This window comes from Marinomonas sp. ATLA20, from assembly GCF_057180105.1.
Window position 1 is genome coordinate 52,381 of sequence record NZ_JBXUKU010000006.1, and the last position, 25,032, is coordinate 77,412.

The 25,032-nt window shown below is 42.2% G+C and carries 19 protein-coding genes; 5 read left to right on the forward strand and 14 right to left on the reverse strand.

Annotation, left to right across the window (positions count from 1 at the left end; translation table 11 throughout):
• Window positions 1-81 precede the first annotated feature (81 nt).
• Window positions 82-2,973 carry a two-component regulator propeller domain-containing protein gene (locus AC2A4J_RS11635; RefSeq protein WP_484176116.1) on the forward strand — a complete coding sequence of 964 codons (2,892 nt, stop codon included), beginning with the start codon at window positions 82-84 and terminating at the stop codon, window positions 2,971-2,973.
• 97 nt (window positions 2,974-3,070) lie between these two features.
• On the opposite strand, the gene AC2A4J_RS11640 is transcribed toward AC2A4J_RS11635, so the two are convergent.
• Complete coding sequence (locus AC2A4J_RS11640) at window positions 3,071-3,922, reverse strand: mechanosensitive ion channel family protein (RefSeq protein WP_484176117.1); 852 nt, start codon at window positions 3,920-3,922, stop codon at window positions 3,071-3,073.
• A gap of 402 nt (window positions 3,923-4,324) precedes the next feature.
• Here AC2A4J_RS11640 and AC2A4J_RS11645 point away from each other — a divergent pair, with 402 nt between their 5' ends.
• A complete protein-coding gene (locus AC2A4J_RS11645) occupies window positions 4,325-5,200 on the forward strand; it encodes an MYG1 family protein (protein ID WP_484176118.1) in 876 nt (291 codons plus the stop codon).
• Between the two features lie 178 nt (window positions 5,201-5,378).
• Here AC2A4J_RS11645 and AC2A4J_RS11650 read toward each other — a convergent pair whose 3' ends face one another.
• Entirely contained in the window at window positions 5,379-5,855 is a 477-nt protein-coding gene (locus tag AC2A4J_RS11650; protein ID WP_484176119.1) for a hypothetical protein, read from the reverse strand.
• 146 nt (window positions 5,856-6,001) lie between these two features.
• On the opposite strand from AC2A4J_RS11650, the gene AC2A4J_RS11655 reads away from it, so the two are divergent.
• The gene (locus tag AC2A4J_RS11655; RefSeq protein ID WP_484176285.1) at window positions 6,002-6,379 is read left to right on the forward strand and encodes an MYG1 family protein; all 378 of its coding nucleotides are present in this window, start codon (window positions 6,002-6,004) and stop codon (window positions 6,377-6,379) included.
• 81 nt (window positions 6,380-6,460) lie between these two features.
• Here AC2A4J_RS11655 and AC2A4J_RS11660 read toward each other — a convergent pair whose 3' ends face one another.
• Window positions 6,461-7,327 carry an SDR family oxidoreductase gene (locus tag AC2A4J_RS11660; protein WP_484176120.1) on the reverse strand — a complete coding sequence of 289 codons (867 nt, stop codon included), beginning with the start codon at window positions 7,325-7,327 and terminating at the stop codon, window positions 6,461-6,463.
• Between the two features lie 41 nt (window positions 7,328-7,368).
• Complete coding sequence (locus AC2A4J_RS11665) at window positions 7,369-7,521, reverse strand: hypothetical protein (RefSeq protein WP_484176121.1); 153 nt, start codon at window positions 7,519-7,521, stop codon at window positions 7,369-7,371.
• A gap of 206 nt (window positions 7,522-7,727) precedes the next feature.
• Here AC2A4J_RS11665 and AC2A4J_RS11670 point away from each other — a divergent pair, with 206 nt between their 5' ends.
• The gene (locus tag AC2A4J_RS11670; protein ID WP_484176122.1) at window positions 7,728-8,687 is read left to right on the forward strand and encodes a ribonuclease Z; all 960 of its coding nucleotides are present in this window, start codon (window positions 7,728-7,730) and stop codon (window positions 8,685-8,687) included.
• 90 nt (window positions 8,688-8,777) lie between these two features.
• Here the strand turns inward: AC2A4J_RS11670 and AC2A4J_RS11675 are convergent, their stop codons facing one another.
• The 6 genes from AC2A4J_RS11675 to AC2A4J_RS11700 form a co-directional block, all read right to left on the reverse strand.
• Entirely contained in the window at window positions 8,778-10,295 is a 1,518-nt protein-coding gene (locus AC2A4J_RS11675) for an RNA-directed DNA polymerase (RefSeq protein WP_484176123.1), read from the reverse strand.
• 319 nt (window positions 10,296-10,614) lie between these two features.
• A complete protein-coding gene (locus tag AC2A4J_RS11680) occupies window positions 10,615-13,365 on the reverse strand; it encodes a TrlF family AAA-like ATPase (RefSeq protein ID WP_484176124.1) in 2,751 nt (916 codons plus the stop codon).
• A gap of 558 nt (window positions 13,366-13,923) precedes the next feature.
• Window positions 13,924-15,432, reverse strand: coding sequence for a carboxypeptidase M32 (locus AC2A4J_RS11685; protein ID WP_484176125.1), 1,509 nt, complete (start codon window positions 15,430-15,432; stop codon window positions 13,924-13,926).
• Window positions 15,433-15,594: 162 nt separating this feature from the next.
• Complete coding sequence (gene dld, locus AC2A4J_RS11690; RefSeq protein WP_484176286.1) at window positions 15,595-17,334, reverse strand: D-lactate dehydrogenase; 1,740 nt, start codon at window positions 17,332-17,334, stop codon at window positions 15,595-15,597.
• 174 nt (window positions 17,335-17,508) lie between these two features.
• Entirely contained in the window at window positions 17,509-17,937 is a 429-nt protein-coding gene (locus AC2A4J_RS11695) for a BLUF domain-containing protein (protein WP_484176126.1), read from the reverse strand.
• A gap of 140 nt (window positions 17,938-18,077) precedes the next feature.
• Entirely contained in the window at window positions 18,078-18,530 is a 453-nt protein-coding gene (locus AC2A4J_RS11700; protein ID WP_484176127.1) for a GyrI-like domain-containing protein, read from the reverse strand.
• 79 nt (window positions 18,531-18,609) lie between these two features.
• On the opposite strand from AC2A4J_RS11700, the gene AC2A4J_RS11705 reads away from it, so the two are divergent.
• Entirely contained in the window at window positions 18,610-19,356 is a 747-nt protein-coding gene (locus AC2A4J_RS11705; protein ID WP_484176128.1) for a helix-turn-helix transcriptional regulator, read from the forward strand.
• On the opposite strand, the gene AC2A4J_RS11710 is transcribed toward AC2A4J_RS11705, so the two are convergent.
• The 4 genes from AC2A4J_RS11710 to AC2A4J_RS11725 all read right to left on the reverse strand — a co-directional run bounded on the left by AC2A4J_RS11710 (window position 19,353) and on the right by AC2A4J_RS11725 (window position 25,028).
• A complete protein-coding gene (locus tag AC2A4J_RS11710) occupies window positions 19,353-20,231 on the reverse strand; it encodes an alpha/beta hydrolase (protein WP_484176129.1) in 879 nt (292 codons plus the stop codon). The two genes, AC2A4J_RS11705 and AC2A4J_RS11710, sit on opposite strands and share 4 nt — an antisense overlap.
• 161 nt (window positions 20,232-20,392) lie before the next feature.
• Window positions 20,393-21,259, reverse strand: coding sequence for a formyltetrahydrofolate deformylase (gene purU / locus AC2A4J_RS11715; RefSeq protein WP_255828703.1), 867 nt, complete (start codon window positions 21,257-21,259; stop codon window positions 20,393-20,395).
• 99 nt (window positions 21,260-21,358) lie between these two features.
• Entirely contained in the window at window positions 21,359-22,012 is a 654-nt protein-coding gene (locus tag AC2A4J_RS11720) for a sarcosine oxidase subunit gamma (protein ID WP_484176130.1), read from the reverse strand.
• Entirely contained in the window at window positions 22,005-25,028 is a 3,024-nt protein-coding gene (locus AC2A4J_RS11725; RefSeq protein ID WP_484176131.1) for a sarcosine oxidase subunit alpha, read from the reverse strand. The genes AC2A4J_RS11720 and AC2A4J_RS11725 overlap by 8 nt, the downstream gene beginning before the upstream one ends.
• Window positions 25,029-25,032 lie beyond the last annotated feature (4 nt).

Consider the following 25,032-nt stretch of genomic DNA (forward strand, 5'->3'; position numbering starts at 1 on the left):
GCCTATCGCTATTAAAAATATTTTTCAATAGTGGACACCAGCAATCTCGATGTTACTAATTTGTATAAGTATGAGGGAAAAATGACGCTTATCAGTTCGTCAAAAGTGATAATTGGAATTCTGATGTTCTGCGCTTTTCATTTAGCTCATGCTAAATCTTCTATTCCAGTTTCAGATTATTTCAAAGATGCTTGGTCAACCCAAGAAGGCCTTCCGCACAATAGTATCAATGCCATAGCGCAAACCTCCGACGGTTATTTATGGTTTGCAACTTGGGAAGGCGTTGCCCGTTATAACGGCCGTGATTTTCGTTTTTATGAACGTTCAAAAGAAAAAGGCATTCTTGATTCGGGGACTCGTGCCTTGGTGTCTGATACCGATAATGGTCTGTGGGTTGCTGGCGTCAGAGGCGGAATTACCTATCGAAAAGACAATACCTGGCAGCCACACTTTGCCGCTCCTAGCATGGTCAACCATTTAATTAAAGACAGCTCAGGTGACCTTTGGATAGCGGTGGAAGGTCTGGGGGTATTTCATCGAGCCAAGTCTAGTGTTGAAGATGCTGTGGGTGAGGAAACCTGGGTATTACAAAACATTAGTGCAAATAGATTATTAGAAGACAGTAAAGGTCGAATTTGGGCAGCGACAAACAAAGGTTTATTTCAGGTAAATGGGCAAAGCAAACTAGAAGTGTTAACGCAGTATAACTTACCAACCCTAAACGTATATTCCGTGCTGGAAACACATAATGGTCAAATACTAGTGGCGACAGAAAGAGGTGCTTACATAATAGGCGATAACCGCCCCACGCTATTGCACCCAAGTCTAGCTGGAGAAGCGATCACCACCTTAATGGAAGACGATGAAAACACCCTATGGTTAGGTACGATAAAAAACGGTGTAGTGAGATTAACAAATAATCAGATAGAAAGGCTCAACACGCAATCAGGTTTACCAAATAATCGTGTTCTATCAATCTTACAGGATTTTGAAGGCAGCATTTGGATTGGCACTAACGGTGGATTGATGCGTTTACGTAAAGCGCCTTTTACCACTTGGACCAAGAAACGTAGGCTCATAGGCGATTATGTTCGTAGCGTTATCGACATTGATGAGCAATCCGTATTGGTCGGTTCAAGTGAAGGACTAAGCGTTATCAGTAATAATATAGCTCGGAACGCCCTAGCCAGTAACAGCAGCCCTATTTCGGTCCTTAGTTTTGCCAAGCGACACGATGGCGGCATTTGGGTTGGCACTTATCTCAATGGTCTCATGCTTTGGAATGACCACGAGCTATTGCCTCAACTTGATCATAAAAATGGCTTACCCAGTGATGAAGTCAGATCTATTTTAGAGGACACTCAGGGTAATTTATGGATTGGCACCACTAATGGTCTGGTTAAACAAGACACAACAGGACAACAACAAGTACTTACTCGACATAATGGCTTGCCTGACAATTATATTATGGCATTGGCGGAAGATGACCGAGGGCAGATTTGGGTTGGAACAGGTGTCGGTGTAGCGAAATTAACCAAGAACGGTTTTGAAAGTGTGCCGATTCATAACCTCGAGGACGCTGAATATGCGTTTGGCTTCTGGGTAGAAAAAGGTTACGTCTGGATTGCCACAGATCGCGGGTTAATTCGTTATAACCAGCAAAACGAACAACTTGGTTTGGTCGGGCGACGCTCAGGGTTACCCATCGATAAGCTATTCCAGGTGATTTACGATGGTACTAATGGCCTCTGGCTTACCAGTAATCGCGGTATTTGGCGAGTCGATTACCACGCCGCCCACGCCGTAGCTGAAGGGCGACAAAAAGACATATCTTTTGAGCATTTCTCTGAAAGCGATGGGCTAGCCAGCGCGCAAGCAAATGGAGGGTCTAACCCTGCGGCTGTGGCGATGGAAAATGGCAAATTATGGTTTGCCACCGCCAAAGGCGTTGCCATGATAGATAGCTCAAGCATATCGCAAAAAAATACCACTCGTTTACCCATCGCCATAGAATCCATAACAGCTGATGGCGTCGAGCTATCTGCCAATCAAGAAAATATCTTACCTGCGGGCACAAATCGGGTGTCATTTAACTATGCAGGCTTAGGATATATTCTGTCGTCCCGCATTGAATATCGAACAATGTTAGCTGGCTTTGAAGAAAATTGGGCTTCTAGAGGCAAGAATACGATTGCCGAATACACCAATTTAGCACCAGGAAAATACCAGTTTTTTGTCAGTGCGCGTTACCCTTACAGTGATTGGAATAATGCAGATGAGGTATATGAATTCACCATTTCACCTTATTTTTGGCAGCGTTTAGAAGTACAAATAGGCTTAGTAATTTTGGTTTTAATACTGTTAGCTAGCGGCATAAAATGGCGCTTACACCGACTACAACAAAGCGAGCTAAAACTAAAAGCGCTGGTTGAGAAACAAACTTATGCTTTGCGCCAACAATCAGAAGACTTTCAACGCCAAGCCAATGAAGACCAATTAACAGGATTGCCGAATCGTCGAGCTTTTGATCGATGGCTGAGCGAGAAATTCATTAGAGCCAAGTCAAAAGAAATCACACTTGCCTTGGTTATTATGGACATCGATCACTTCAAAAGAATAAATGACCATTACTCTCACCTGATTGGAGACAAAGCAATAAAAGCGCTCGCTAACCAACTACAACGCCTTGCCGATGATAAACAAGTGCATGCTGCTCGCTGGGGCGGTGAAGAATTTACCCTGATGGTCAAAGGCATGAGCAATGAAGATGTAGCGGCTTATTGTGAAAATATACGTCAGAGCATTGAAACCTACGACTATAGTGGCATAGCGGCTGATCTCACAATGACTGTCAGCATGGGCGTGGCATTTTCACATCAGGTAGAAAACTATTCCGACTTGCTTCGACTGGCAGACCAAGCTTTGTATCGTGCAAAAGACAATGGCCGTAACCGAGTAGAGATATGGCAGTAAGGCCGTAAGCTAACGACAAAACATAGCCGTCCCAGAAAACACTTATCTTAGGCGGCTATGTAAGTAAGCTAAAACTCTATAAGACTCTCAAAAACCATTATGGCTTGCCTTTCAACGCACGAGCGCCCTGCTCACTAACCACATGCAAGGTTCGTTGTGGGAAAGGAATCGTTAAACCAGCGGCTTCTATCGACTCTTTTACTCGCTTGTTTAAATCCCAGTACGTCGGCCAATAATCATCATTTTTTGCCCAAGCTCTAAGCTGAATATTCACCGAGCTGTCCAGCATAGAAACAACCATTGTCTGCGGCGCTGGATCTTCTAATAGCCTAACTTCACCTTCCGCCACTTGCTGAAGTACAGACAAACCGACCTCAATAGAATCCGAATAAGATATACCGACAACAATGTCCATTCGCCTCCTGCCATTGCGCGTGAAGTTTTTGATATTGTTTCCCCACAAAACACTGTTTGGAGAAGCTATATATAAACCATCAACGGTTTCAAAAACGCAGGTGAATAAATTAATTTCTTTCGCCACACCTTGTGTAGAGCCGAATTCAATAAAATCGCCCGCTTTGAAAGGTCGTAATATAAGCAACATAATTCCTGCGGCAATATTACTTAATGTATCCTTCAGAGCTAAACCGATAGCCAAACCAGCCGCACCAACCAAGGCAATAAGACTGGCTGTATTAACCCCAAAGATATCTAAAATAAACACACCACCAATAACATAAACTGCATAACTGGCGACGGTTGAAAATATAGGTGTCAGAGTAGCATCCAGCTTATGCAGTTTAGAGTTTGTATTTAGTATTGCCTTGCGAACGGCTTTTGCAATAAATGAACTGGCGATAAATATAACAATGGCCAACACAATTCGATAACCAAGGGTAATAATGGTACTGGAATGATTTTGCCAAAATTGAGTGAATAACTCTTCCATAAACGTCTCTTCTACGTGTAATACTTAACTAATGATATTTGACAATACCCAAATCGGATAGGGGCTTTCATGTCTAAGACCTTTAACAAAACCTAACCGCTGAAAACCACGATTAAGAGACGTAAATCAGTTACCTCAAGCATGACTGAAAGGCCGATACAGCAAGGCTTGTAAGGATCATATTCCTATTTATATTGCTTAACAATACACACCTCACTAGAGCCCCTTTGATCCTTTCACTACAAATTCAGCGTTTCAAACTATTCTTAAGGCTTTTGCCCAAGCCTGTCTTCAATACTGTTACAATGAGCGGTGTCGCCCTCCACCAAAAACCAGTAAAATCGCGATCTTTAGTACCTGTGTGCTGTTAAGTGAAATGATATCAATAAAAGAGACTATAGAATGACCGAACAAGTTCAAGTAATCGCAACGCACAATGGCAACTTTCACGCAGACGACGTATTTGCCGTAGCGGCGCTTAAACACCTTTTTCCGTCTGCCAAAATAATACGCACACGTGACCTAGACGTCATGGCCGAAGCCGACATTGTGCTTGACGTAGGTGGTATTTACGACGCAGAACAAGGCCGTTTTGACCATCACCAAAAAGGCGGCGCCGGCGCACGAGAAAACGGTATCCCATTCTCATCTTTTGGCTTGATTTGGCAAAAGTACGGTCTAGAAATATGCGCAGGTGACCAAGAAGTTACGAATTCATTGGATAAAAATCTAGTCTCCACCATCGACGCCATAGATTGCGGACACGTTGAAGGCGTACAAACAGGTATTAGCCTCAGTCAAACCATTTCCATGTTTAATCCGACTTGGCAAGAAGAAGGCAATTTCGACGCCTGTTTTGATGAAGCCGTTACCTTTGCATCACGCATCTTGACTCGCTTTATAGCAGCAGCTAGCGGTGGCGTAAACGCAAAAACCATCGTCGCCAACGCCATTGAAAAAGCCGAAGACCCAAGAGTCATCGTGTTAGAACAATACACGCCATGGAAAACCACCGTACTTAGATTATCGCAAGACGCTCTTTTCATGGTTTACCCATCGCAAACAGGGCAATGGCGTATACAAACCGTACCCGTTGAACTCGGCTCGTTTGAAGACCGCAAAAAACTCCCTGCGCCGTGGGCTGGATTATCAGATAAAGTACTTCAAGACGTCACCGGTTTAGACGATGCCATGTTCTGTCATAACGGCTTGTTTATCGCAGGCTGCGCCTCATTTGAAAACACCATGAAAATGGCAGAAATGGCGTTGGATTATTAGAGATTTGAAATAAAAAAAGACCGATGTGTGAAGCATCGGTCTTTTTTTGAAATGATATAACGGGGTATACCTATTTAATAGCCAAAAACTTAAAACGGAGTAGCATATTTAATTTCCCCACTATTTCTAAGAAGAATATTAAACACCTACCTTTTTTCTGTTTAAATAATTTACCGCATCAATAATCTATACCTAATAAATTAGCAATACAACGATGCGATGCTTTGTATTCAGTATTTAGAGCACAAAACTTAACTCTATTTATTTCATTAACTTTATTCTCATTAAAGCTAACATCTAGATAATCTAAATAGTTTGAGTGAGTATCATAAACCAGAAACAATCCGTCACTTGGACTTATCTGATTTATAGAACTCCATGAGATTGGAGTAGATTCACTTCCCTCTGTATAATAATGTAAAGTAGAGTTTGGATATTTTTCTGGGACTTTTTTTAGGATATTAATCACATCACTAAAAGAACTACCAATTGACAAACCATAACCACTACCTTCAGTTATTCTTTGGTCGATTTCTTCATACTTACACTTACCTATTATAATCACAATAAAGAGTATAAATATAATTAAGAGAAATAAAAAACACTTCAATATTTTAAAAAAATCCTTTTTCTTCAAGATAGCACTACCTTTCATAATTATTTACATACCTAATAATTAAGATATTCTAACAGCAGAGGCATGTAAAAATAAACTATTAACAGACAACCCATGTTTCACCTTGCAGCAATGGCACACCTTTAGCCATCCAATTTATTATCTCTCGCATATTAACTCGATTCATCGCCGCAGCAAGCGGTGGCGTAAACGCAAAAACCATCGTCGCCAACGCCATTGAAAAAGTCGAAGACCCAAGAGTCATCGTGTTAGAAAAATACATACCCTGGAAAACCACCGTACTTAGATTATCGCAAGACGCTCTTTTCATGGTTTACCCATCGCAAACAGGGCAATGGCGTATACAAACCGTACCCGTTGAACTCGGCTCGTTTGAAGACCGCAAAAAACTCCCTGCGCCGTGGGCTGGATTATCAGATAAAGAACTTCAAGACGTCACCGGTTTAAACGATGCCATGTTCTGTCATAACGGCTTGTTTATCGCAGGCTGTGCCTCATTTGAAAACACCATGAAAATGGCAGAAATGGCGTTAGAATATTAAAGCTTCATTATGAAAAAGGCCGATGTTATTTTCATAACATCGGCCTTTTCTGCGTGTTTTTTATCTTATTTCAATTACCATTTACTCAAGTCCAGTACACGCCACAGACACATCCCACAACCTCTTTTGAATCTCAATATTATGAGCCCTTCTATGCGGGCTAATTGCTTTTTTCTTATAAAAATATTTGCCAGATACGCCTTCCACTTCTGGAGATGAGCACAAATAAATAGATGTGCTTGCCCCCTGTTCAGGCCCTTTCAAATTTTTAACAATCAGCCGCCTAATCATACCAATAATTCCTTTCGAATCAGGCCAAATATTGCTTGCCACGCCTCCCGGATGTAACGTATTCACAGTCACCTTATGTTCCCTCAAACGCTCAGCTAACTCTTGAGTAAAATAGATGTTTGCTAGCTTTGAATCAGCGTATGTGGCAAGCCCGAAATAGGGTCGACGCTCTCTAATCTTATTCCCTGAGAATTTAATCTTTCCTTTTGCATGGCCTTTAGAGGCAACATTAACAACACGCGCCCCAGGGGTAGAGACAAGCACATCAATCAAGAGGTTGGTTAATAAGAAAGGTCCTAAATGATTAACACCCATCGTCAACTCGAAGCCATTAACTGTTTTTCGCTTATCAAGACTAACAACCCCCGCATTATTGAGTAGAACATCAAGACGACTGTGGTTCTGAGTAAACTGATTAACAAAATTTCGAGTGGATTCAAAGCATGCTAAATCTAACGGTATGAAAGAGAGCTGAGCGTTCGGAACAAGCTCTTTTATTTCTTTCATGACATCGAATACCGACTGTTCATTACCGTGGGCTGTTTCCCGACACGCCATGACAACATGAGCCCCCATTTTACACAGCGAAATAGCAGTATATTTTCCAATTCCAGAGTTTGAACCGGTAATAATGACCGTTTTATTCGACATCAACATAGTACTCATCTTCCTTTAAAAGCCACTGAATCGACTTGTTTCTAGCCCTTGTTCACACCGTCTTTATTGGACCTTTCATTTCTTTTCTGTTTTTTACGGTTATTTTTTTCAGTGACAATTTTGATGGCTTCATCTTTGGTTAAATGGGGATGCTTAGCAATCAGCTCTTCCACTTTTGTATCAAATGCGGTCATTTATAAATCTCTTGTATTGAAGTATGAATTAGGTCGCTATTTTAGCTCAGGAAGCGTATAGAAGATAACACTTCTTAGCAGTGACTGATGTGAGTTTTTTGAATCTAGGTAAATAATAAACCATCTATACAACCCAAGATTGCCGCTTGGCCATGAAAACATTAGGCTTACGCAAAATAAACCGTTTTTATGCATCAAGGTAAAAAATGAATATTGTCTTTCTTGGAACATCGGCAGGCGTTCCCACCAAAACTCGTAATGTAACTGGCATCGCGGTGCGTGAAGAAAGAGGCAACGGCTGGTACCTTGTCGATTGTGGCGAAGGCACGCAACACCAGATTCTTCATACCAATTTATCGATCAATGCCCTACAAGCCATCTTCATCACTCACATTCATGGCGATCACTGTTATGGGTTGCCAGGCATATTAGCAAGTGCTGCCATGAATGGCCGCAAGGCGCCATTGAAAATCATGGCACCAAGTGGTGTGAAAGAATGGGTGGAAGCGACTCAGCAACATACACAATTGTATCTGCCCTATGACATTGAGTTTGTCTGTACTGATGATCTGCCATCTGTCGAATTTAGAAAGATTCGTGTGGAAACGGTCGCCCTGTCTCACCGAGTCCCTTCTTATGCCTACTGTTTTACCGAAAAAGACATCAACCCGCGCTTGGATGTGGCAAAACTGGAGCAGCATAACATCCCCAGAGGACCATATTGGGGGCTGTTACAAAAGGGGCAAGATGTTGAGCTAAACGGCAAACTAATCCATTGTGAAGACTATTTGCTATACGATTCAAACCCGCAAAAAATCATAGTGGCAGGCGACAATGACCAGCCAGAGCTATTGGCTCAAATAAGCCATGGCGCCAGCGTACTGGTTCATGAAGCCACGTACACAAAAGAACTCGTTGTAAAAACGGGGAACAGCTACGGCCACAGTTACGCCGAGCTTGTGGCGACCTTTGCCGAGCAAGCTAACATCCCAAACTTAGTGTTAACGCACTTTAGCCCTCGATACCAAGCCAACCCGAACCTATCCCCTTCCATCGCCGACATTTATCAAGAAGCCAAAGCCCATTATTCAGGCAACCTGTTTCTCGCCAACGACCTTGACGAATATCAGCTGAACAAAAGTAATGAATTAAAAAAAAGGATCTAGAGGATCTAGGGTCAGATGAAAAAACACTATTTTTCATCTGACCCTAATATCCATAATATCCATACTTTATCCATACTTTGTTATGATTTTTTAAGCTGTATCTATCGCCCATTTAATTAGCCATCGATCCAACTCTTCTGGCGTATTTTTTTCGATGTTTCTTAACCAATTATCACGCTCATCTTTTGGTAAAATTTTTGTTGCCCTCAATATTGCACGTTTGCCTTTTTCCCCAACGTAAAAAACTCGGTTTTTATTATCTCTAACCCAAGCTACGTTTTTAGAAGTGAGCGCTGCATAGGCCTGATTCTCTACAAATTCGCTCTGACCTATAAACTTCTTAATTTTAGGATTCTTCAAAAGAGCTTCATCTCCGGCAAAAAACCACTCAACCCAATATCGTACCAAACTCTGCATAATCGCAGTGCTAGATAGAATTGAAACAAAGTTATCTAGGTTATCTTTTATCCATTTTCTGTTAGACAATACCTTAAAGTACAGAATGACATCATTAATTACAGGCGAGAAAAAATCAAAATTACTAAAAATCATATCGGCGACGAACTCAATTCGATTAGCCTTTGCTTTTCTAATTAGCGCTCTAGCAAGACCTAAATCAACTGTATCTCTCTTTAAAAGTTTATCTTTAATATTTTTAAGATGTTCCTCTAAATCAGGTTTATCCTTTACAACAACTTCTTCGTGCTCAACCTCTCCAGAGTAAGGATTGAATATTTCCAAAGTTTCAAATATTTCTACCTTTTCCATTTCATATTGATTATGAAGAACGCCTTCTACATACTTTTCAGTTTCTTCTATATAAGTTTTGTCAGACGCCAAGGTAAGACGATGATTTTCATGTAGATATAGAGTAAGCTTTTCAAGAATTTTTTCTAGTTCCTCTTTCGAGTCGGAAAATATTCTAATATCATCTACGTACCTAGTATGCTCCACACCAAAGTTTGAAATATATTCATCTATATCTACGAGAACAGCCTCGGACATAATGATACTGGCAGCTGGACCAACAGGAACACCTTGAGATGCTTTATCATTTATCGACGAGATAAAAGCCTCAATATCATTTGCTATATTTTTTAAAGTTGGATCAGCTCGCTCTATTGCGTTATTCAGGCGATGCAAATAAATTTGATTGTAAAAATCAGTAATATCAGTAACGAGTATATATTTAAATTCATCAGAATGATTTTCTATCATATCTGTGAACGTCTTGAATCCAGAGTTTTTCTCAAAAAAAATACCACCGTCATCAATTGCAAATCTATAAGAGCAGGCAATCTTCTCATCAGCTCGTACAAGCTCTATCCTTTCAACTATCAAATAGGCTAAAGCTGTATATATGATTGTATCTAACGGCTCTAATTGATGGACAATTCGATAACTTCCAGATGGCTTCTTAGATGCCATTGTAAGAGGATGCTTTGTTCTTAGCTTGCCTATATTGCTACCTAGCAAATATTTTTTTACTTCATCCCAGCAGTGCCAGATTGCCTCATACTCAAACCCCTTTGGAAAGAAGTCAGAGTCGTAGAAGCTCTCAATATGCTTCTTAGCAAATTCTATGGATTCTTCTGTCAGCTTACTCATAATTTCTCAAAACTTATAACTCGTATTTATAACTGGTTTGAAGCGCAGCATAAACTACTCCGACAAGATACGCTTTTTATGACCTATATTTCTGCAAATGGAATCACACACAGTTTCCATGTTATCAGGCTCACCAGCTGATACATAAATTGCTTAGGCAGTATCGCCACAGCTTCTGTAGCCATCGGTCTTAATTCACCTTGCATTATTTATTCAATCTCACTTGGTCTATACTTGGCAGAATGGCCCATGAATTTAGTGAATTTAGGGTCAGATGAAAATAACGTGAATGCTTGACTTGTTAGCACTCCCCCCATACTCAGACGTTAAACATTCTTTTGTAACGTTGTTGAAGTGCAATTTCACCACCTTCCATGATTTCACATACATTCTTTCTAACACTTACTTCTTGCAATGCCCCAGATGCGACTGGATTTATTTGACCTCTATCTTCTAGCGCAATCACATACTCTGAATCACCGTTTACAACGATATTAGGATTGTGAGTGACAACAATTATTTGTCTCTTTGCTTTGTTCTCATGTAATTTAGAAACAATCAAACTCGTAATAAGACCATTATCAAGATCATCTTCAGGCTGATCTAAAACTAAAGGCTCTGTTCCATAAGACAATAAAAACGACAATATGGCCGAGGCTTTTTGACCAGCCGAACCTTGTGAAACGTCCTTAAACCTATTCCCGTCATTGAATTTTATGGATAACCTATCTTCAGGAAACCAAGTAATTATCTGGTCAAAACTTTGCGGCGGCAAACTAGCCATAAAATCTGAAAATCTTTTCCCTACCTTTACGCCTTGGATCTCACCCAAACTGAATTTTAAAACTTGCTCTTTGAACGCATGTATTTTAGATAACCAAGCATCTAAATTATTTGAATTACCAGACCTTACAATAGTCGACAATTCTTTATTCAGATTGTAAAGAAAACCACACTCTCGATCCAAGTCAAAAATATCGCCAGAAAAAGCGCTATCAGTACGCCCAATAACACCTCTAAATGACTCTTCTATACGATCCACATCTGAAAAAGGAGCCAACTCAACTTGAATTGAAGAGTTACCAGCCAAATTTTGTTGCAAAAACTCCAAACGACTTACGGTTAATTTCTTTCTGCAGTCGATTACTTCCTGGTACGCTGAATTAATTGCTTCTTGCACTTCAGCTATTTTAGTACTTACCAGAGCCATTGCATCGAGTGATTTTTTAATGGTGTCCCGCTCACCAATTAGCCTTGCATAATCAGCAGGACTACCCACCCCTTCACTCCGTAGCCCTTCAATTAACTCATCGTATTTTCTATTAACTTCAATATGAGATTTATTGAAATCAGAGCCACTATACCAACTTTGAAACTGAGTTAATTCATTTTGAAGTGAAGCCACTGCCAAATTGATGCTTTCTTTGAAAGATAATGCTGACTCATTCAATCCTTTTAATTTAGCGATAACTTCTACTTCACTTGCTGACTGCGTATCAAATGCACTTTCATCCACCACAGGAATCGATGCGGTATTAGATATAGACTCACCTTGTAGTTTTAGGTTTTCGATGGCCGCCTCATAATGAGAAACATTCGTTCTCTTCCCGCTGTATGCTTGATAGTTTGTTAGAATATCTGTGTGGCCAGATTTTTCGATTGCTTTGATCTTTTGTTCAACATCAGAAAGCTGACCTAATAGTATATTTCTATTATTAAGTTTCGATTGTAGCTCTCTCTTTTGGCTGCAGAGTGTTAGAAAATGAGAATATTTTTCAGTCCACTCCATTTTCCATTGTTGATAACCAACTGTTGATGACTCATCCATCAGACGTAGAAGAGTATTAGGGTTTTTAGCTAAATCGAATATCTGTTTCTGGCTAAATATTTTTATTGGAAATCGCGAGTGAGCTTCTCCCTCTTCAGAAACCCATTGTTGGCCATCATAGCGGAAGATTGAGACTCTATTATTTTCTTTAGTCCAAGTCAGGAGATAATGAACTTCATCTCTCAGATAAACACAACTAATTTTCGTATTATCAAGCATTACACCTTCAGAATCTCTAGATGCGGATACTTTGGTAAAACTCTCAAAAGACCTACGAATTTCATTATTTGGATTCAATGCATCTAAGTCCCTCGCCCTATCCATACCTAGGCGTATAAATTCAAGAACCGATGATTTTCCGCTACCACGTCCACCAATAATTGAATTTAACCAAGGGTTGAATTCAACTGTCAAAGGAGATGAACGTCCTGCATATTTTGCGTTTTCAATCGTGACTGAACGTAATAAAGTATTCGAGGAACTATTTGGATTTGTCGTTTCGTTATCTGAGCGAATTACGGACGATGTGCCGTCAACCAAAGCAAGCTTTAGCCCTTCGATTGAAGGAGTGGACATTTTTACCCATGTATAAGCTCTACCAATATCATTAGGGTGATGGGCGTCAGACCCAATTATCGATGGCAATTCAATACTTAAATTTTTGTATCTTGATAAAGGGGCATCAGCTCCTTCTTGGTTAGGGAAAATTATTTCCACTGCATTTGCATGCTTGCAGACCTGTCTTATCGTATGAGCCGAGTGTTGCTGACAAAGCCCTGCTTTCATATCAATATGAGCAGGTATGGCAACTCCGCCAGCTGAAATTATTTCTTTTATTACATTTTCAGCGCTTTCTTCAGCCACTGAATCACTATCTCCTTTTGTACCTCGAAACTTTGACGCCCCGATAACGGCGCTAATATCTGCGGAGGAAGCATATGGATCGAAGATTCCCAAAACATGTATATTTGAATTAGCTGTAATCTCAACACCGGGAAAAACAAAAATTGAATGACCTTCTGCTCTTAAGGTTTCCGCAGCACCCTTAAGGCGATCAATCCAGTCGCCAGAATTATGATCTGTAATGGCAACGCACTCTATGCCATTAGCTATATAATCTAACAACCAATCTTTCGCGGTCTTAGATGCTTTTAAACTGCTATCTGATTTACCGTAATCAAAAGAAGCTGGCGTATGTGTATGAAAATCGAACTTCCACCATCTTGCTCCAATAAAACTCATTAGTTACTTCCTTAGTTCGATTTAATCTGCCAAGTGCTAAAAGCTATCGCCCCCCAATTTTTACAAGCAAAATCAAGATCTAACAAAAACAGTTTTACAGCTATCTATTAGGATTTTTAGCTTTTATCCCTGATGGATTCCGCTATTTTGTCATCACTCTTTTTTTACTAAGCAAAACGTGGTGTATCACTCTTTTAAATTTAGATCGTTTGAGCCTGATATTTTTGATCTCGTGTCAATATCGGCCAAGCAATCCATACCAATTAATTCATTACGATAAACTGACAATACTATGAAAGCCTAGGTAAAACCATAAGACTTTTGTGGGATTGTGAAGATTAGAACCCCATCTTCCGTCTTCCCCTTGAAGAAAGGGGAAGAGACTTGGCAGCAGTATTTAATGAGTTATGCGTTTACGAACAACGGCAGATCACGCTTCGCTCATCGTGCCCTACACTTTGGTAATTTATGAGCTAAGCAGGCGTCAGAGCTATGGATCCCCCGCCTTCGCGGGGGATGACGATGTGGGAGCAAGATAAATAAAGCTGCTTTAATGGGTTACAAATACCGCCCTTCTAGGTGTTTTCTAAAGTGTGCGGCGTTTAGGGTTTCACCCGTTGCGCGTTTGACGAGTTCATCTGTGGTGTGAAGCGAGGCTTGTGACCAGATGTTGTCGCTTAGCCATTGGAAGATTGGGTTTAGATCACCACTTTGGATGGCCATATCGAAATCACAGCCGAAGTCTACGGTGTTAGTCATGGTGGCTTTGTATTGGGCGGCGTACATGGCACCGAGTGTGTAGCTTGGGAAATAGCCGAAAGCGCCGTCTGTCCAGTGGATGTCTTGCATGCAGCCGTTTTTGTAGTTGTCTTTGGTGGAGATACCAAGGGCGGCTTTCATTTTCTCATCCCATAATGCCGGTACATCTGTGTGTTCTATCACGCCGTTGATTAGGTCACGCTCTATCTCGTAACGCATGATGACGTGAGCGGGATACGTGAGTTCATCGGCGTCAACACGAATGAAACCTTTTTCTACTTGGGTGTAGATTTTGTAGAGGTTGTCTTCGGCAAAGACGGGGTCGTTGTGTGCGTTGAAGGCTTCGGCAGAGAGTCGTGATAAGTGGGAAATAAACGGCTTGCTGCGCCCTATTTGCATTTCAAAGAAGAGCGACTGAGATTCATGAATGCCCATTGAGCGCGCTTCGCCAACAGGCAATCCAGCAAAGGCTTTGGGTAAACCTTGTTCATAACGGGCGTGCCCTGTTTCGTGTACGATGCCCATTAAGGCTTGTACAAAATCATTCTCGTCGTAGCGTGTAGTAATGCGTACATCGCTTGGTACACCGCCACAAAATGGATGCACGCTTTGGTCTAGTCGACCATGGTCAAAGTCGAAGTTCAGTAGCTTCATAACGTCTAAGCCAAGGGCTTTTTGCGTTGCAGTCGAAAACGTCCCCGACGGCAATATGATGGATTCGGATTGCTGCTTTTCCAGTACGTTTTCAATCAACTCTGGTAACCAGGTTTTCACGTCAGTGAATAAAGCATCAAGGGAGGCGGTAGTGGTGCCGGGTTCGTATTGGTCGAGCATGGCGTCATAAGGTGTAAGACCAAGTGCTTCGCCACGGATTTTGGCTTCTTCACGAGACAAGGCCACAACGTCTTTCCAGTTTTTTTCGAAGCCTGTCCAATCGTTTTCTTGGCGTTGCGAGCGCCACGCGTGCTCGCATTTAGAACCCGCGATAGATTGGGCTTGTACTAAGTCCTCTGGAACCATGGTCGCTTGTTGCCATTGGCGTTTCATTTCACGAAGGCTGGCTCTTTGTTCTGTGGCTATTTGTTCCGTATTGAAGGATTCTTGCTCGGCGTTAGCGAACCATTCTTCAAGCTGAGGTTGTGTCGATAAGCGATGAATGTGAACCGATAATTCCGCCATGGCATTGGAACGCGCTTCGCTACCGCCAGATGGCATGTTCGCCGCCGCATCCCAGCCAAGCATGGCTTGAGCATGATTAAAGTGACTGAGTGTTTGATAGTGTGACGCTAACTTGTCATAGTGAGACATTGTCGTTTTTATCCTATGTGGTTTTGGTTAACCAGAACGGTATCCATTTCAGTCATCTTATTACATGGCATGAAGTTGGAACACCCACCAACAAAAAAGCCGAGACGTCTTTAATAGATACATCTCGGCTTTTGAAGTTTTGCGATTAAGCTCTAAGAAAGCTTATTTATGGCAACCACAGCCTGTGTGTTCGCCACTCAGCTCTTGCCAATTTTTCAATTTACTGGTGCCGCCGATGCCGGAGTTGAAGCTGTTGGTTGGATCAGATTTTTGGTAAAACTCTCGTAATGCAGGTTTCGCCACGTATTCATGACCAACGTTATGTTCAGCTGGGTATTCTGCGCCGCGAGCGTCGTAGCTGGATAGAATTTGCTTCTTCACCGCTTTGGCATCAACACCTTTTTTCATGATGTAGTTTTGGTGCATGACGTGACAGAAGAAATGGCCGTAGTACATTTTGACTGCGACTTTTTCTTCGATGTCTTTTGGTAGCTCTTCAAACCAATCTCGCTCATTTCGTGGGAAGGCCACGTCGATGGTCATGATAGAACCCAGTTCTTTCTTATTCATTATATGAAGGCGAGTCAATGCTCCGCCGGTCACAAAGCGATGCAAGATGGCTTGGTCAGCTTCACGTTTGGTACAAGCAAAGTAATCGCCTTCATTGTCTTTAAAGAAGTTTTCTAAATAGGCTTGCGCTTCTGCGACACCATCGTTGCTGGTTTCCACTATCCAATGATGTTCGTACTTTTCACGGAAGTCTTCCATGCGCTTTGGCAAATGATTTGGGAACAGCTGACTCGCGTATTGCATCATGATGTCAGAGAATTTAGACGGCATGAATTTCAGTTTGCCAGCCCAACGATCGACCGTGCGCTTAAGGGCAAACATTTTGGGGATGTATTTTGTGCCCAATTTATCGATCACCAAATAACTGTCTTTGCCGTATTTTTTACTGATGTCATAGCTGCTGCTGTGCATGTATTCACCAGACACTGGCAGATTTTTAAAGGTAGACAACATGTCGCGGCGCATTTGTTCCATCACCGCTGGATCATTGGTGCCAATGTAGAAGACTTGGTACTTTTCTGGAATCGGGAAGGTATCAATACGCACAGCAAACACCGCCAATTTACCCGCACAACCTGATGCTTCGTACAAGCGACGAGGATCGTTATTGAAACGTGATGGGGTGTCTGCGTCTACGTCACGAATACGCTCGTGGTATTCGTTGTCAGAACCGCGTTTTTCGGGGAACTGTACGTCTTTTTCTTGGTAGGTTTTGTTTTGCAGGTTGGTCAGAATTTCTTCTGGATCCGTTCCCAACTCAATACCTAAGTTATTTACCAACTGCAGTTCGCCATCTTGTGTAACTTGGGCAAACAAGGACATTTCTGTGTACGCAGGGCCACGTTGCACCAAGGCACCACCAGAGTTGTTACAAACACCACCAACAATAGACGCACCAATACAAGAAGAACCAATAACCGAATGAGGCTCACGGCCGTAAGGTTTCAGCGTGTCTTCTAAGCCAAACAAGGTACTCCCCGCAAAACCCACAATCTGTTTACCTTGATCAAGCAACTGAATGTCGTCAATACGCATGGTGCTGATGATCACGATAGGACGATCATAGTCCGCGCCATTAGGTGTTGAACCACCCGTTAAGCCAGTATTAGCCGCTTGCATAATAACGATAACGTCCGCTTTTACGCAGGCTTGCAGACATTTCCAGATTTCAACCAAGCTACCAGGACGAACAACCGCATACGCCTTACCACCACCAAGGCGAAAACCTTGGCTGTAAGGTTTGGTCTTATCTTCGTCTGTTAAAGTGTATTGATTTCCTACAATGGCCTTTAATTCAGCGGCCAAATCAAAGCTGGAATTGGTGTCCGTCATACTGTTTTCTGTCATAGAAGCTACTTCACAACGTGTCGGGAAAAGAGGCCAGTATACTAAACTTAACGACGAGTAAAAAACACTCCAGCAAAAGAATTAGGAATCATGTTCATAAGGATTGCTTATGCAAGGCAATAGTTACATAAGCATTATGGAGAGATTTTTCTTAGCGTTTCACTGCGCTTCTGCCCGTTTTATCTCATCTCTGATATCCAGCAATAGAGACAAAGCACGCTCACCATTCATGTTATATGGGTCGAAGTTGATACTTTTTGTATGCTGATAAAATAGCTCACGGAGGCTTTCCGTGTTTTGTAGGTAGCCCATATTCCAGCTATCAAACTCCCGATGGGAAATTATTTGATAACCGATTATTTCAGGCTTTTTATGGCGTAGGTCCGTGGCGATTTTATGATAAATCTGATTCACCTCTTGGCGTGTTCCCTCTAAACATTGAAGAAAGAACTGCCGGTTAAAAGACAGCAAGCCAGTCACATTGAGGGCTTTATTATTGACTCGTGCCACTTTAAGAATGCGGGCAATGTCTTCCACCTCAAATTGCTCGGTAATGGTGCTAGTATAAATAAGTCGAACTAAATCCACATTAAGCCCTTTTTATATCGAATAAATATATAAACCATTTAAATTGAGGCTATCGTTTTTCTATACAAAAGTAATGTGGATTTAAGTAATTTTTGTATGTGTTTTTTTATCTAATTTAATTCCACATGCTTCTCTATTTTTTAAGGCTTAACAGCAATATACACGTCGACGCTTTTTTCACTGGTATAACATTCAAAATCTGCCGTGTAAGCGCGATAATAAACACAATCGGAACTGCTAAAATAACGCCAAATTTCTCCCCACACATCAATCACCACTTGTGGCATTTCCCCTTCGCCAGAGAAAACCAGATACTCGCCGGCAGGAAGGTCAACATGTTCTAACTCTGCCATTGATGAAACATGATCCGGTTCAGCGCCAACTAAGACGTTGAAGTCGCCTGTGTAGTCAGACTCATACTGATAATATACGCCATATAAACAAGCGCCCTTTTCATAATTCACTGTGGCTTGCTGTGCAAAGATTTGATGTAAGGCGCCTATCTTTGCGGTTTCTGGTTGCATTTCGCTAACATTATTCGTTCGCACGCTTAAACCGGCTATACGTTTTTCATCCAGTGTTATTTGCTTCATTTTAATCTCCATAAAATCGACTTGTTTAGAATAGATTCACTATATCGACATATATGACACTTTATGTCACATTAAAATCATGAATAGATCCAACGCCAAAGATCGCCTAGATAGATTAGAGCAATTAACCGCCATTCTAAAATCAGAAGATGCCCTCACGACCAAAATTATCGCAGCCGAATTGAATGTCAGCGAGCGCACCTTATTTCGTGACATTGGAGTTTTACGGGAGCGAGGGTTGCCTATTGAGGCGGATAAAGGACGTGGCGGCGGTATCAAACTTCATCGTAATTGGGGTGTCGGGCGACTATCGTTAGAAAGCCAAGAAATTATCGATGTGCTCATCAGCCTTGCCATTGCTGAAAGCATGGGACCAACCTTATTCATGGGAAATATCAATACAGTTCGTCATAAACTGATGGCTTCTTTTTCACCTAGGCAAAAAGAAAAAATCCACCAGCTACGCCAGCGAATTCACATTGGCGAACAAGCATCACCAGACGTTTTGCAGTCTTTCAGTATGAAAAAACAGGAAACAAACGCGACCATTGAAACCCTGCATACAGCCTTTCTATTTAATCAACGCCTGTCTATTGTTTATCAAGACTTTCATGACCAAGAAACACAACGCGAGATTGAAGCCCATTATTTGTACCTTGGGTTTCCCGTATGGTATCTGTTGGCATGGGATCACCTTCGTAACGACGTACGTATTTTTCGCTATGATCGCATAAAGAAAGCAGACATTTTGCCACAAGAGTTTACGCTAAGACCGTTAAAAGATTTCAACGCTATCCTGACCAAGCAAAATGTCAGTACTCTTTAATTTTCCACTTTTTCCGCATTCGCACCGTAGCGCTGAAAGAAATCCGTCACGTCATCTAAAATTGGTGCTTTGCTTTTCAAAAACCACACAAGACTAGACACCATATCGGCATGACCGACACCTTCATAGACTTTGCTTTCTACAGCACCCTGCTCGGCGTGTATTTTTGCAATCAATTTGTCCATATTACTTTTGCCCACAATGGTGTCGTCCGCACCCCAAAGCAGTAACATTGGCGGCTCTTTTCCATCAATAAAGGTGGTTACCTGCATGTTTGGGTAGTTTGCAGGTGGGCCGAACATGTCCTTATAGTCGTCTTCGTAAGGCACAAAATCATAGGGGCCAGATAAGCCCGCAAAGGCATTAATAATGGACGACGTTAAGCCTTCGGCTTGCAAATATTGCTTATCCGCCGTCACCATGGCACCAATATGCGCGCCAGCGGAATGTCCCGCTACAAACAAGCGTTTAGGGTCGCCCTGATATTCGGCGATATGACGATAGGTCCAAGCAACCGCTTTGGCACCATCCTCAACAAAGGTCGGAAATTTCACCTGTGGATATTTGCTGTAATCGGCAATGACCGTGATATAACCCTGTTTTGCAAAGGCTTCGCCGACAAAGGGATACATGTCTTTTGAACCATCCTTCCAGCTGCCACCATAGAAGAAGACAACAACAGGAAGAGATTGACCCGAAGAATGAGGCGGGACATAAACATCTAATTTTTGCCAAGGCTCAGCGCCATAAGCAATATCTTTTGTCGTTTCGGTATCACTGAATGCATTAGGTAAATTGGCAACGCCTAACCCAACCTTAGTACAGGCAACGAGTAATAAAGAACTCAGTGCCACACACACTTTTGCTACCCTCAAAATTGACCTCTTGTGTCTATTAAATTGAACTCAATTAAAATGATACGCAGCGGATAGGAAAATAGACCAGTTTTTTTGATGGGCCGTTACTTAAAAATAAAAATGGGGAGACCATCTATGATCTCCCCATTGTCTGTTTTCTTATGTGTATAACAGCTTAACTAGCCACCAAACACAACAGTGCGCTTACCATTCAAGAAAACACGTTTTTCAACGTGGCATTTCACAGCGTTAAACAAGGTAACACGTTCGATATCTTGGCCTTTGGCAATGAGATCTTCCGCGTAATGAGCATGGTTAACAACTTGAATACCTTGAGAGATAATCGGACCTTCATCGAGGTCATTGTTCACATAATGCGCCGTCGCACCGACCATTTTCACGCCTTTCTCCCATGCTTGGTGATAAGGACGAGCACCTTTAAAGCCTGGCAATAAGGAGTGATGAATATTGATTGCACGGCCATCTAAGTATTCACACATGCTTGGGGAAAGCACTTGCATGTAACGAGCTAAAACCACTAATTCGGTATCATATTGTTCGATTAAGTCACGAACTTGCGCTTCTTGTTCTAGCTTCGTCTCTGCGGTAATTGGCAAATGGTAATATGGAATACCGTGCCATTTCGCCAAATCTTCTAAATCAGGATGATTGGAGATAATCACAGTAACGTCGATATTTAGTTGTCCAGTACGAAAGCGATACAATAAATCATTCAAACAATGATCGTACTTGGACACCATGATCGCCACTTTTGGCTTGTGGTTTGGTGCTGTTAAAGACCATTCCATCGAAAATTCAGCAGCACGCTCTGCAAAATCTGCTTTAAATACGTCTTCACTGAAATCAGCATGTTGCGGCAAAAATTCAATACGGATAAAAAATCGACCAGATTCTCTGTCATCAAAGGAATGAATTTCATCTACATAGTTACCAGCTTCCGCCATGTATCGAGTAACAACATCAACGGTTCCGATTATACTTGGGCAGTTTGCGGTAAAAATCCAAGGAGCGGTTTTTGATTTCATAAAATAGTCTCTTATTGTCTTAAGCTTTTACTTCAAACAAGGTTGGCCACAAAGAGTGGCCAACCGAAGTATTGAAATAAAACAAGTGGATGAAAAAAGTTACGCTTTAACGACTAGGCCGTATTCTCGACTCGCATCTTGAATCCATAACCACAAGTAATCAGCAAAACTACGACGAACCACTAATTCGAATTCACTTTCACCACTACGGCGAATAATAGCGCCACTCTTAGCAAACGTTGTTGTCACAACTTTACCGACAGGGAACTTACTAGGATGCACGTCTACAATAGTTGATTTTTTCAACACATCGACAACATTCTCGCCAGATAGCTTATAGATTGTCCAGCCACCGCTAATATTGACTACTTGGTAGTGACCGCTGAGTTCTGCATGCAGAGCAGTTTCTACTTCAAACGCCTTTAGACCCGGTACAACCACCAACCACTCATCAGGCGAAATCCAACGAACAGATACATCACCTTCAACGACAGACGTTAGCGGTTGAGTTGGCAATGCCACACCCAAAGCCTTTTCTGCTGCGCTTAATTGATCAGCATTTTCAGCATTTAAACGTAGCGTAATTTGCCCCATCAATGCTTCTTCTTTGAACGTAACACCACCTGTTTTTGGCCCATTTTTAGCAACACTTGCTAGGTCGGCGTGAAATAGTGGTGACTCGCCTTGAATTGAAGCATCAGGTAACTGATTCATTACTGATACCGTTACCACTTCGTTATTTACTTCAGACATTTTGACGTTCCCCTTTTGGATCTAGGAAAATTGGGCTGCAAATTTCAGCTTCAACTATACGGCCATCAGCAAGTGGGTAATACACTTTCTCACCCATCTTATCTAAACCACCTTTCACAAAGCCTAGAGCAACAGATCGACCTAAGCACGCACTCCAGTAGCTGGATGATACGTGACCAACCATTGGCATTGGGATTGGCGCAGTTGGGTCAAAAACACCCTGAGCACCTTCTGGTAATACTACGTTTGGATCGATTGTTTTAATGCCCACCATTTGCTTACGTTCTGCACGTACACAGTCTTCACGCTGCATACCGCGCTTTCCGATAAAGCTAAACGGCTTATTCATAGAAACAGCCCAGCCCATACCTAGATCATATGGATGCACAGAACCATCTGTATCCTGACCCGCTATAATAAAGCCTTTTTCAGCACGTAGAATGTGCATTGTTTCAGTGCCATATGGTGTCAGATTGTACTTCTCACCATGTTCAAATAGCTTCTTCCATACATGCATACCGTAGTTAGCTTGTACGTTGATCTCGAAAGACAACTCACCAGTGAACGAGATACGGAACACCCGTGCTGGAACACCAGCAACCGTCATTGGTTTCCAATCCATGAACTTGAAGCTATCTTTAGAAACATCAACATCGCTGTCGATCAATTCTTCAAGCAGCTTACGGCTGTTTGGACCAGAGATAGTCATGGTTGCCCAATGGTCAGTAACAGAAGTGAAGTAAACTTCTAATTCTGGCCATTCTGTTTGATGGTATAACTCAAGCCAATTAAGTACTGTCGCCGCACCGCCAGATGTTGTTGTCATCAAGAAGTGATTTTCAGCTAGACAAGATGTTACACCGTCGTCAAATACCATGCCGTCTTCTTTCAGCATCAAGCCATAACGACACTTGCCGACAGGCAATTTTGCCCAAGCATTAGAGTAAATACGACCTAGGAATTCACGGGCATCTTTACCTTGGATATCAATTTTACCTAGTGTAGACGCATCGAGAATACCAATAGACTCACGAGTTGCTAAACACTCACGGTCAAGTGACTGCTGCATTGACTCGCCCGCTTTAGGGAAGTACCAAGGACGTTTCCACTGGCCCACATCCTCAAACTTCGCACCGTGCTCTAGATGCCATTTATGCATTGCACTGTAGCGTTCTGGGTCGAACAACGCACCACAATCACGACCAGCAATGGCACCAAAAGTAATTGGTGTATAGTTTGGACGGAAAATAGTCGTACCCGTTTCAGGAATAGACTTATTCAGGATTTTCGCAGCAACCGCCATACCGTTGATGTTACCCAATTTACCTTGGTCAGTACCAAAGCCCATTGCGGTGTAACGTTTAACGTGCTCAATCGACTCAAAACCTTCACGACAAGCAAGCTCAATACCCGCAGCCGTTACGTCGTTTTGATAGTCAACGAATTGCTTAGGCGCTTGAGACGTTGGTTTTGTATGAGGCACATGGAACAATGCCATTGCTTTAGATTCTTTCACGTCAGTTGTAGCCGGAATAGCCACTTCAACCGCGTTAAGATCTAGATTAGACAATGCCTCAAGACCTGCCTTCTTACCTTCTTCAAAAGCACCAGCAGTATTAAAAGTACCGTTGATCGCACCTGCAGTAAGTTGCTTCTGTACCGTTTTACCAGGTAGGAAGCCAAGCACATCTTCGTTCCAGACAGGTTTAGAACCAGTATGACACGATAGGTGAATAACTGGACTCCAACCACCAGAAGAAGCAACAGTATCCGCACTCAGTTTCTTAACAGAACCTGTGATTTTAGAACCGTCTTCGTTGATGGATGCAACAGAAACACCGTTAACGCGCTTGCCGCCATGAACATCAATAACCGCAGAGCCAGCGATCACTGTAATGCCGCGATCACGCGCTGCTTTAACTAGCTCACCTTCTGGGTTTTGACGAGTATCAACAATGGCTTGCACTTTACGTCCAGCATCATGCCAATCGATAGCAGTATGATAAGCGTTGTCATTGGTTGTCATTAGAACAAGTTCTTTACCTGGCACAACACCGTAGCGATTAATGTAGGTAGAGATAGCATTCGCTACCATACAACCAGGAACATCATTATTACCAAATACTAGAGGACGTTCATGCGCTCCTGTTGCCAGAATAACCCATTTAGTACGTACACGATGGTAACGCTGACGTACTTGGCCATTTGGTGCACGATCAGCAATATGATCCGTCAAACGTTCATGAATCGTTAGGAAGTTATGATCGTGGTAACCATTAACAGTAGAGCGAGGAAGCACCATGACATTGTCGTTCGCTTCAAGCTCTTTAACAACATCAGCAATCCAAGCATGTGCAGCCTTGCCGTCAATGCTTTCTTTGCTACTTAAAAGACTTCCACCGAATTCATTTTGCTCATCAGCGATAATGACACGAGCACCACCACGCGCAGCAGTCAATGCCGCGATCAGACCTGAAGGTCCGGCACCAACGACAACCACATCAGCATGTTGATTCACTTTATCATAAATATCTGGATCGTATTCATTAGGTGAACGACCTAGACCCGCGGCTTTACGGATAACTTTTTCATATGTTTCCCACATTGATTGAGGGTACATAAAGGTTTTGTAGTAAAAACCAGGAGGCATCATTTTGCCGCCAAATTTACCAACTAAGCCCATCACATCGTTATCAACACTTGGCCAGCCATTTGTTGATCCTGATACAAGACCAGAGAACAACTCTTGCTGTGTCGCTCTTACGTTCGGCACTTGTGTTGCTTCAGTTGCACCAAGCTGCATGATGGCATTTGGCTCTTCTGCGCCTGCTGCAACGATACCGCGAGGACGGCTGTATTTAAAACTACGGCCAATAATATCAACACCGTTAGCTAACAAAGCTGACGCCAGAGTATCACCGGCGAAACCTTCGAATTTCTTACCATTATAGGTAAAAGTAAGTGGCTGAGAACGGTCAATACGGCCACCGTTTTGTAGACGATTTTTCTGAGACATGATC